This window comes from Streptomyces sp. B15 (assembly GCF_018070605.1).
GTDB classification, from domain to species: domain Bacteria; phylum Actinomycetota; class Actinomycetes; order Streptomycetales; family Streptomycetaceae; genus Streptomyces; species Streptomyces smyrnaeus.
In genome coordinates, this window is the sequence record NZ_JAGPXJ010000153.1 from 1 (window position 1) to 9724 (window position 9724).

At 72.7% G+C, this 9724-nt stretch carries 9 protein-coding genes and 1 pseudogene; 2 read left to right on the top strand and 8 right to left on the bottom strand.

Features of this window, described 5'->3' with window-relative positions; translation table 11 throughout:
* Positions 1 to 253 (bottom strand): annotated as a pseudogene (locus KBY19_RS34580) (peptidase C39 family protein); the annotation flags it as partial.
* 257 nt (positions 254 to 510) lie between these two features.
* Here KBY19_RS34580 and KBY19_RS34585 point away from each other — a divergent pair.
* On the top strand, positions 511 to 1152 hold the full coding sequence (locus KBY19_RS34585; protein ID WP_099878579.1) for a uridine kinase: 642 nt from the start codon (positions 511 to 513) through the stop codon (positions 1150 to 1152).
* A 377-nt stretch (positions 1153 to 1529) separates the two neighbouring features.
* The gene (locus tag KBY19_RS34590; protein WP_099878581.1) at positions 1530 to 3710 is read left to right on the top strand and encodes an AAA family ATPase; all 2181 of its coding nucleotides are present in this window, start codon (positions 1530 to 1532) and stop codon (positions 3708 to 3710) included.
* Here KBY19_RS34590 and KBY19_RS34595 read toward each other — a convergent pair.
* The 7 genes from KBY19_RS34595 to ribA all read right to left on the bottom strand — a co-directional run.
* A complete protein-coding gene (locus KBY19_RS34595) occupies positions 3631 to 4881 on the bottom strand; it encodes a hemolysin family protein (RefSeq protein WP_099878583.1) in 1251 nt (416 codons plus the stop codon). The two genes, KBY19_RS34590 and KBY19_RS34595, sit on opposite strands and share 80 nt — an antisense overlap.
* Positions 4878 to 6329, bottom strand: a complete 1452-nt coding sequence (locus KBY19_RS34600; RefSeq protein WP_099878585.1) for a hemolysin family protein — start codon at positions 6327 to 6329, stop codon at positions 4878 to 4880. Before KBY19_RS34600 ends, KBY19_RS34595 begins: the two co-directional genes overlap by 4 nt.
* 202 nt (positions 6330 to 6531) lie before the next feature.
* Complete coding sequence (locus tag KBY19_RS34605; protein ID WP_210967419.1) at positions 6532 to 7035, bottom strand: PH domain-containing protein; 504 nt, start codon at positions 7033 to 7035, stop codon at positions 6532 to 6534.
* Between the two features lie 19 nt (positions 7036 to 7054).
* The gene (hisG, locus tag KBY19_RS34610; RefSeq protein ID WP_210967420.1) at positions 7055 to 7903 is read right to left on the bottom strand and encodes an ATP phosphoribosyltransferase; all 849 of its coding nucleotides are present in this window, start codon (positions 7901 to 7903) and stop codon (positions 7055 to 7057) included.
* A gap of 55 nt (positions 7904 to 7958) precedes the next feature.
* A complete protein-coding gene (locus KBY19_RS34615) occupies positions 7959 to 8231 on the bottom strand; it encodes a phosphoribosyl-ATP diphosphatase (RefSeq protein WP_185016298.1) in 273 nt (90 codons plus the stop codon).
* A gap of 34 nt (positions 8232 to 8265) precedes the next feature.
* Positions 8266 to 8751: a 6,7-dimethyl-8-ribityllumazine synthase gene (gene ribH, locus KBY19_RS34620; RefSeq protein WP_099878594.1), complete on the bottom strand. Its 486-nt coding sequence runs from the start codon at positions 8749 to 8751 to the stop codon at positions 8266 to 8268.
* A gap of 135 nt (positions 8752 to 8886) precedes the next feature.
* Positions 8887 to 9724 (bottom strand): GTP cyclohydrolase II (gene ribA, locus KBY19_RS34625; RefSeq protein ID WP_210967421.1); only part of this gene is annotated, 838 nt, incomplete at its 5' end.

A 9724-nucleotide genomic window follows, 5' to 3' on the forward strand; every position in this document is an offset into this window, starting at 1 on the left:
GTCCGGTGGTGCGGACCCGGGTCCCGTTGGCCTCGCCCGGGGCCCACTCGCGCCGCCCGGACCAGCCGTGGAACTCCACCTTTCCCGCCTTTCCCGGCCGGCCGCGCCCGGCCGGGCGGCCGGGACGGGGCGTGCCGACGGTTCCACCCGACCGGCTGTCGGCTGCCAGGGCGGTCGGGGCAGCGACTGCCGAGGCCGCCGCGGCGACGGCGGCGGCCAGGACGGTACGGCGGTTGGCGGATCTGCTGGTCATGCTCAGTGCCCCCAGTCGTGGGTCGGTGCGGCGGTCGTCACAGGTGGTGCGGCGTCGTGCGAGGTCGTACGCGGTCGTACCCGGCGGACGTACCCGGCCGTACGCGGAAGCCAACTATCGCGGCTCGGCAGGGCGTGTGCCAGAGCTTCGCCCGCTCGGCATGCCGTCGTCATTGGCCCGGCCAGTGACACAGTGTTCCCGGTCTGCGGGACGATGCGGCACCGCGATCCGGGTGATCCGCGACGTACGCTGGAGGAATGCCCGCTCCGCTCACCCTTGAAGCGCTCGCCGACCGACTCGCCGCGCTGCCTGCCTCGTGCGGCCCGGTGCGGCTGGTGGGCGTGGACGGGCACGCCGGCTCCGGGAAGACGACACTGGCCCGGCGGCTGTCGGAGCTGCTCGGCGGGGCGCCGGTGCTCCACCTCGACGACCTGGCGAGCCACCAGGCGCTGTTCGACTGGACGGAGCTGCTCTTCGGACAGGTGATCGAGCCGCTGGGGCGGGGCGTGCCTGCACGCTACGTGGCGTACGACTGGGTGGCGCGCGCCCGCACGGACGAGGTCGTACTGCCGCCCGCGCCGGTCCTCCTCATCGAGGGTGTGGGCGCGGGCCGGGCGGCGCTGCGGCCGTATCTGGCCTGTCTGTTGTGGGCCGACATGGCTCCGGAGGCGGCGTGGCGGCGCGGCCGGCGGCGGGACGGTCCGGGGCAGCGGGATTTCTGGGCCCGCTGGGTCCCCGCGGAGCGCGCGCATTACGCGGCCGACCCCTCCCGCCCGTTCGCGGACTTCCTGGTGCGGGAAACGGGCAAGGGACACCCGGGATACGAGATACGAGAAAGGGCTGGTGGGGCACCGGAGGCCCCGCCGAATATGACCCTCCGTATAACTCGTGGCAGTTGACAGCGATCAACGGCACTGAGTGCAACCGAGCGGCTTGACCATTGGCGCCGGACCGATTACTTTTCCAACAAGCGGTCTACGCAGGCCGTCTTCAGACGCGAAGCCCCCGGTTGTTCCCCCGTGACCGGGGGCTTCGTTCTGCTCCGGAACGGTTAAGCGGAACAGAGCATTTACATTTCTCTTACTCTTCGTAGCGGTTTTACGGAAGCCTTAGTTCCTCAACCTCCATCCGCGCCCCCGCGACCGCCGGTTCCGCGCCCCCGGAAGCCGCGTACGGCGCTCTTCGACAGCGCCCTGAGCACGGGTACGATGCGAAACAGCGCGGGAACCCCGGGTGATAACCGGCAGATGACGGGGGACGTTTCGTGGGGGACGTGATGAACTTCGGCACGCAGGACCCCCAGGGCCTGCACGCCCCGGCCGAACTCGCCTGGCTTCGCGGGGTGGATGCGTACACCGTCGGTGGATACGCCCAAGCCGAGGAGGAGTTCCGGACAGCCGTACGGCTCGATCCGGGGATGGCCGACGCCTGGCTGGGACTTCACGCCCTGCGCGCGGACACCGCGACCGCGCTGCTGCGGATGTACCACCACAGGGACCGCTTCGGCGAACAGCGGGCCCGGCACGGACTGACCCTCAACTCCTGGTACTGGCTGGGCTGGTGGGTTCAGCCGGTGCTCGAACACGAACGCGACCTGCTGCTGGCGCACGCCTCGCACTGGCTGGACGGCCGTCACGTCGCCGAGCTCGACCGCGCTCTGGCCGGATGCCCCCCGGTGGACACCGATCCCCAGGTGCGGTTCCTGCACGCCTGCCGCGCCTACCTGGCCAAGGACTGGGAGGGGCTGGTCGCCCACACCGAGCCGCTGGTGGACGACCCGCTGCTGGGTATCGAGGCAGGGCTCTTCGCGGGCATGGCCCGGGTACGGCTGGAGATGTACGGGCAGGCCGAGCCGCTGCTGGCCGCCGCCCTGATGCGCTGCCGTAGTGAGCAGCCGCAGCGCAAGGAGTTGCGCTACTGGCTGGCGCGCGCCCGCGAGGGCACGGGCCGCAGCGCGGCAGCGCTGCCGCTGTACCGCGCCGTGCACCGTATCGACCCGACGTTCATGGACACGGCGGCCAGGCTGACCACCATCGCGGAGGGCGACGGCCAGGGCGGCACGGTGGAGGACCTGGCGGCTGCTGTCCTCTCCGGCGACCTGGGCGGACCGGACGGAGCCGGGGACAGCGCGGCCCAGGAGCTCTTCGACCGCGGGCCCGAGTCGCCCGGCGACCCGGCACAGCCGCCGGACCCCGCCGATCCGTCCGACAGCGCCGCCCCCGGGGCCCCGGACCGGAGCCTCCGCGACGGCGGCGCGGCGCCCCGGAACGGACCCGGGCTGCCCGACGACGCCGGGTTCCGCCGGGACGCGGCCGAGCTGTCCGGCGGCGCGCTGCCGGGCCGCGACGAGCCCGGCGCCCCGCGCGACGGTTCGGATGCGGGGATGGGTGACGCGGCCGAGTCCGCCGACCCGGTGGTGGACCCGGAGGCCGACGGACTCCGCCTGGAGGACTCCGGCGACCCCGCCGAGCCGGTCCGGGTGGACACCAGCGTGCTGCGGGAGCGCGCCCCTCTCGGCGGCGGCCGGGACGGCGACGGCAGGCTGCCGACGGGCCCCTCCGATCCGGTGCTGCTGGCGCAGGCACTGGAGGAGTTGGAGCGGATGGTCGGCCTGGAGCCGGTCAAACGCCAGGTGCGGGCGCTGTCGGCCCAGTTGCACATGGCGCGGCTGCGGGCCGGGCAGGGCCTGCCCGTGCAGCCGCCGAAGCGGCACTTCGTCTTCTCCGGTCCCTCCGGTACGGGCAAGACCACGGTGGCGCGCATCCTGGGCCGGGCGTTCTACGCGCTGGGGCTGCTGGGCGGCGACCATCTTGTCGAGGCCCAACGCGCCGACCTGGTGGGCGAGTTCCTGGGGCAGACAGCGGTCAAGGCCAACGAGCTGATCGACTCGGCACTCGGCGGGGTGCTGTTCGTCGACGAGGCCTACGCGCTCTCCAACTCCGGCTACACCAAGGGCGACGCGTACGGCGACGAGGCGCTGCAGGTGCTGCTCAAGCGCGCCGAGGACAACCGGGACCAGCTCGTGGTGATCCTGGCGGGCTACCCGGAGGGCATGGACCGGCTGCTGGCGGCCAACCCTGGGCTGTCCTCCCGGTTCACGACCCGGGTGGACTTTCCCAGCTACCGGCCGCTGGAGCTGACGGCGATCGGCGAGGTGCTGGCCGCCGACAACGGCGACGTCTGGGACGAGGAGGCGCTGGAGGAGCTGCGCAGCATCAGCGGCCACGTGGTCGACCAGGGCTGGATCGACGAGCTGGGCAACGGCCGCTTCCTGCGCACCCTGTACGAGAAGAGCTGCGCCTACCGCGATCTGCGGCTGTCCGGCTACTCGGGCACCCCGACGCGCGACGACCTGGCGACGCTGCGGCTGCCCGACCTCATGCAGGCGTACGGCGAGGTGCTGTCGGGGCGGGGTCCTGACGGTCCTCGTCCCGGCCCGCAGCCGCCGCTGGGCTGAGGCCGTCCGCCGGACCGAGACCGCCACCCCCGGACAGATGCCGGGCACCGGGCAGCGCACGCGCGGATTCCGCACCGGCGGCGCCGGACCTGGCGAGGGCGCCCGCCGGGGCGGGGGCGGAGTCGGGCCGGGCCCGTGCCGGGTCGGTGTGGGCGGGATCGTGCACCTCGCCGACCAGCATCTCCAGCACGTCCTCCAGCGCCGCCACGCCCAGCACCCGTCCCGTGGCGTCGGCGACGGCCGCCAGATGCGAGGCGCCGGCCCGCATGGCGGTGAGCGCGTCGTCCAGCGGCAGCTCGCCGCGCAGTGTGGTCATGGGCCGCCACAGCCGCTGCGGCACCGCGCGGTCGGCCTCCTCCAGGTCGAGTACGTCCTTGACATGCAGATACCCCAGGAAGCCGCCGTCGTCGGAGCGTACCGGGAAGCGGGAGTAGCCGGTGCGCACCGTCAGCTCCTCCACCTGGCGCGGGGTGACATCGGTGCCGACGGTGACCAGCTCCGTACGGCCCAGCAGCACCTCGGTCAGCGGCCGGGAGCCCAGTTCCAGGGCGTCGGCCAGCCGTTCCTGTTCGTCGGGTTCCAGCAGGCCGGCCTGTCCGGAGTCCTCGACCAGCTGGTTGAGCTGCTCGCTGGTGAAGGCCGCCGCCACCTCGTCCTTGGGCTCGACCCGGAAGAGCCGCAGGATGACGGTCGAACACGCGCCCAGCGCCACGGTCACCGGGCGGGTCAGCCGCGCGAAGGCGACCAGCGCGGGACCGAGCCACAGCGCGGTGCGCTCGGGGGCGGCCATGGCGAGGTTCTTGGGCACCATCTCCCCCACGACCAGGTGGAAGAAGACCACCACCGCCAGTGCGATCACATACCCCGCGGGGTGCACCAGCGCCTGGGGCAGCCGTGCGGCGTGGAAGGCGGGCTCCAGCAGATGCGCCAGCGTCGGCTCGGCGACCGCGCCCAGCGTCAGCGAGCACACCGTGATGCCGAACTGTGCCGCCGCCATCATCTGCGGCAGCGTCTCCAACCCGCGCAGCACCCGCCGCGCGCGCAGGGAGCCCGCGGCCGCGAGGGGTTCGATCTGGCTGCGGCGTACGGAGACGAGCGCGAACTCGGCACCGACGAAGAAGCCGTTGGCGAGCACCAGCAGTGCCGCGAACAGAAGTTGGAGGGCACTCATGACGCCGCCGCCTCCATATCGCGTGCCGGGCGCGGGGCAGCGCCGCCGAGACGGTCGCCAGGGCCGCCTCCGACGGGGGCACCGGCTCGGTCGGGGGCCACGATGCGGACCCGCTCGGCGCGGTGGTGTGCCACGTGCCGCACCCGCAGTTGCCACTCCCCCGCACTCGCCGGCGTGCCCTGCCCCGCGCGGGCGTCCGGCACCCGCAGGCCCGCCGTGTCGCCGGGGACCGGGATGCGGCCCAGCAGGTCGGCGACGAGTCCGGCCACGGTCTCGTACGGCCCCTCGGGCACTTCGAGGCCGATACCGCGCAGCGCGCCCACCCGGCAGCCGCCGTCGGCCTCCCACGCCGGGCGGCCCTCCGGGTCGGGCGACGCGGGGGCCAGCGCGGGCAGTTCGTCGTAGAGCTGTCCGTCGTGCTCGTCGCGTACCTCGCCGACGATCTCCTCGACGATGTCCTCCAGCGTGACGACACCCGCCGTGCCGCCGTACTCGTCCACGACGACGGCGATGGGCTGCTCGCTGCGCAGTCGGGCCAGCAACGGCCGGACGGGGAGGGTCTGCGGGACGAGCAGCGCGGGCACGGCGATACGGGCGGCGGGGGTGTGCAGCCGCCGGTGTGATGGGACCGCGAGGGCGTCCTTGAGGTGGACCATGCCGACGACCTCGTCCAGCGTGTCCTGGTAGACGGGGAAGCGGGAGAGCCCGGTGGCGCGGGTGAGGTTGAGGACGTCCTCGGCGGTGGCCAGCGCCTGCAGGGCGCTCACCCGTACCCGGGGCGTCATCACGTGCTGTGCCGTCAGCCCGCCCAGCGCCAGGGTGCGCACGAACAGGTCGGCGGTGTCCTGTTCGAGGGCTCCGGCGCGGGCCGAGTGGTGGGCGAGGGAGACGAGTTCACCGGGGGTGCGGGCGGAGGCCAGCTCCTGGGCGGGCTGGACGCCGAAGAGCCGCACCATCCGGTTGGCCGCCGCGTTCAGCCCCGCGATCACCGGCCGGAACGTGGCGGAGAAGAGGCGCTGCGGGCCGGCGACGAACCGGGCCACCGCCAACGGCCGGGACACGGCCCAGTTCTTGGGCACCAACTCGCCGACGACCATCTGGACGGCGGAGGCGGTCAGCATGCCGGTGACGACGGCGACCCCGCCGACCGCGCCCCGCGGTATCCCCATCGCGGTCAGCGGGCCGTCCAGCAGCCGGGCCAGCGCGGGCTCGGCGAGCATGCCGGTGACCAGGGAGGTGAGGGTGATGCCGAGCTGGGTGCCGGAGAGCTGGAAGGACAGCTCGCGCAGGGCCCGGACGACGGCGCGGGCCTTCCGGTCGCCTTGTGCGGCGGCGCGTTCGGCCTCGGGTTTCTCGACGGTGACGAGCCCGAACTCCGCGGCGACGAAGAAGCCGTTGGCGAGGACGAGCGCAAACGCCACACCGAGCAGCAGCAGTGGGAGGGTCATGCCACGCCCCCATGGAAACGGGACGCGGCGCACGTACTACAGGACGATCCGTCCATCGCTGGAGGTGGTCACTCCTCGGTTCGCAGGTGCCCGCGCGAGCGCGGGGCGGCTCATGCCGGTGTGCACCAGAGTAGACACTCCGCCGCACCCCGCGAAGACGCACGGCACCGGGTCGAGGTTGCCGATCCGGGCCGGAGAGCGGCTAGTTTCCGGGGTCCTGACCGGCGTCCTCCGGGGCGTCGTGCGCTGCTCCGTTCGAGCTGTCCTGCGGGGTGCCCTTGAGGTCGACGAGACCGCGCAGGGCACGGGCGTCGGCGAGCGCCTGCTGCTTGGCGATGCCCGGCTGGATGCCCATGGCCGGCAGGTTGGTGCCGTCCGCGAGGTCCAGCGAGACCCATGGGTCGCCGGGCCGCAGCCGGACGGCGAGCACCTGCGCCCATTCGAGGTGCCGCTTGGTCGTGAGGTTGACGACCGTCACCCCGTCCTCGTCCGCGGTCACCCTGGGACGGCTCAGCAGCGTCAGCACACCGAGGCAGAGCGCGGCCATGAAGATGAAGCTGGCCCGCTCCCCGCCGCCGAGCTGGAGCATCAGCGAGATGACGGTGAGGACGACGAACACGGCGACACCGGCCGTCAGCAGCACCGCGCGGGTGCGGGTGGGCCGGAAGGTGACGGGAAGCGCGGGATGCCGGGGGCTGTCGGTCATGAGCGTGCTCCGGTCGCGGTCACAGACGGCAGGCGTGGATGCCTGTGGTGAGGATGGCACGGGCGCCCAGGTCGTAGAGGTCGTCCATGATCCGCTGCGCCTCGGCGGTACGCACCATGGAGCGGACGGCCACCCAGCCCTGGTCGTGCAGCGGGGAGATGGTCGGCGACTCCAGACCGGGAGTGAGCGCGACGGCCGCCTCCAGGTGCTCGGCGCGGATGTCGTAGTCCATCATCACGTAGCTGCGGGCCACCAGGACGCCCTGCAGCCGGCGCAGGAACTGCTGCACCTTGGGGCCGTCCGGGTCGCCTCCGGTGCGCCGGATGACGACGGCCTCGGACTGCAGGATCGGCTCTCCGACGATCTCCAGACCGGCGTTGCGCAGCGAGGTACCGGTCTCCACGACGTCCGCGATGACCTGTGCCACGCCCAGCTCGATGGCCGTCTCCACAGCGCCGTCCAGGTGGACGACGGAGGCGTCGATGCCCTTGTCCGCCAGGTGCTTGGCGACGATGCCCTCGTAGGAGGTGGCGACCGTCAGCCCGGCCAGGTCGTCGAGCGTGTCGACGGTGCCGGGCTTGGCCGCGTAGCGGAAGGTCGAGCGGGCGAAGCCGAGGGGGAGCACCTCCTCGGCCCGCGCCCCGGAGTCCAGCAGCAGATCGCGGCCTGTGATGCCGATGTCGAGCCGCCCGGAGCTGACGTAGATCGCGATGTCGCGGGGGCGCAGATAGAAGAACTCGACCTCGTTCTCGGGGTCCACCAGGACGAGTTCCTTGGTGGCCTTGCGCTGCTGGTATCCGGCCTCATGCAGCATCTCCCCGGCAGGGCCGGAGAGGGAACCCTTGTTGGGGACGGCGATGCGCAGCATGAGCTTCCTTTGTTCGTGAAGGGGTTGCGGAGCGGACGAAGAGCCGGGGCGCGGCTCAGAGGTGAGCGTATACGTCGTCGAGGGAGAGGCCCTTGGCGGCCATGAGCACCTGCAGATGGTAGAGGAGCTGCGAGATCTCCTCGGCGGTGCGCTCGTCGCCCTCGTGCTCCGCGGCCATCCAGACCTCGGCGGCCTCCTCCACGATCTTCTTGCCGATGGCGTGCACGCCCTGCGAGGCGAGCTCGGCGGTGCGGGAGGTGGCCGGGTCGCCGGTGGCGGCCTTGTGCTGCAGCTCGGCGAAGAGCTGCTCGAATGTCTTGTTCGCCATGGTGCCTGACAGCCTACGTGGTGGCCCGGGCCGCTCACCGCCAGGGTTCTGCGACCGTGCGCAGAGTCGCGGCCGTCGCCACGGCCGCGGTGACCGCCTCGTGGCCCTTGTCCTCGGTGGAGCCGGGCAGCCCGGCGCGAGCGAGGGCCTGCTCCTCGTCGTCACAGGTCAGCACCCCGAAACCGATCGGAACGCCGGTGCGGACCGACACCTGGGTGAGCCCCTGGGTGACGCCCTGGCAGACGTAGTCGAAGTGCGGGGTGCCGCCCCGGATGACGACGCCGAGCGCCACGATCGCGTCGTAGCCGCGGTCGGCGAGTACCTTGGCGACGACAGGCAGCTCGAAGCTGCCCGGGACGCGCAGCAGGGTGGGCTCGTCGATGCCCAGCTCGCCCAGCGCCCGCAGGGCGCCGTCGACGAGGCCGTCCATGACCTGCTGGTGCCACTGCGCGGCGACCACGGCCACGCGCAGGTCCTGGCAGTTCTTGACGGTCAGTTCAGGTGCGCCCTTGCCGCTCACGGTGCTCCTCGTGCTCGAAGTGGTTGCTGGTCGTGCTGGAAGTGGGTGCTGACGCTCTGGGGAAGGGGTGCGGTGCGGTTGGTGACGGGTGCCCGCGCTCTCGGCCCTCGGGGCCGGGACGGGGTGGCCCGCCGGTCACTGCGTGCCGCAGCGGGAGGTGCGCTCGGCGTCCAGCCACGGCAGGTCGTGGCCCATCCGGTCGCGCTTGGTGCGCAGATAGCGCAGGTTGTGCTCCCCCGCCTGCACGGGCATCGGCTCCCGACCGGTGACGCGCAGCCCGTGCCGCACCATCGCGGCGGTCTTCTCCGGGTTGTTGGTCATCAGCCGCAGGGACTTCACACCCAGGTCGGTGAGGATCTGCGCGGCCGCCGCGTAGTCGCGCGCGTCCGCGGGGAGGCCGAGTTCGAGGTTGGCGTCGAGGGTGTCGCGACCGCGCTCCTGCAGCTCGTAGGCGCGCAGCTTGGACAGCAGTCCGATGCCCCGGCCCTCGTGCCCGCGCAGATAGAGCACGATCCCCCGGCCCTCCCGCTGGACGCGCTCCAAGGACGCCTCCAGCTGCGGTCCGCAGTCGCACCGCTGGGAGCCGAAGACGTCCCCGGTCAGGCACTCGGAATGCACCCGTACGAGCACGTCCTCGCCGCCGGCGGAGCGCGCGAGGTCACCCGGGCCGGTGATGTCGCCGGTGACCAGCGCGATGTGTTCCACCCCGTCCACGATGGAGCGGTAGCCGTAGGCACGGAACTCGCCGTGCCGGGTGGGCAGCCGCGTCGCGGCCTCCCGGCGCACGGTGGGCTCGGCGGAGCGACGGTAGGCGATCAGGTCCTCGATGGAGATGATCCGCAGCCCGTGCTTGCGCGCGAACGGCACCAGCTCGGGCAGTCGCAGCATGGTGCCGTCCTCGCCCGCGATCTCCACGATGGCCGCGGCCGGCCGCAGCCCCGCCAGCCGGGCCAGGTCGACGCCCGCCTCGGTG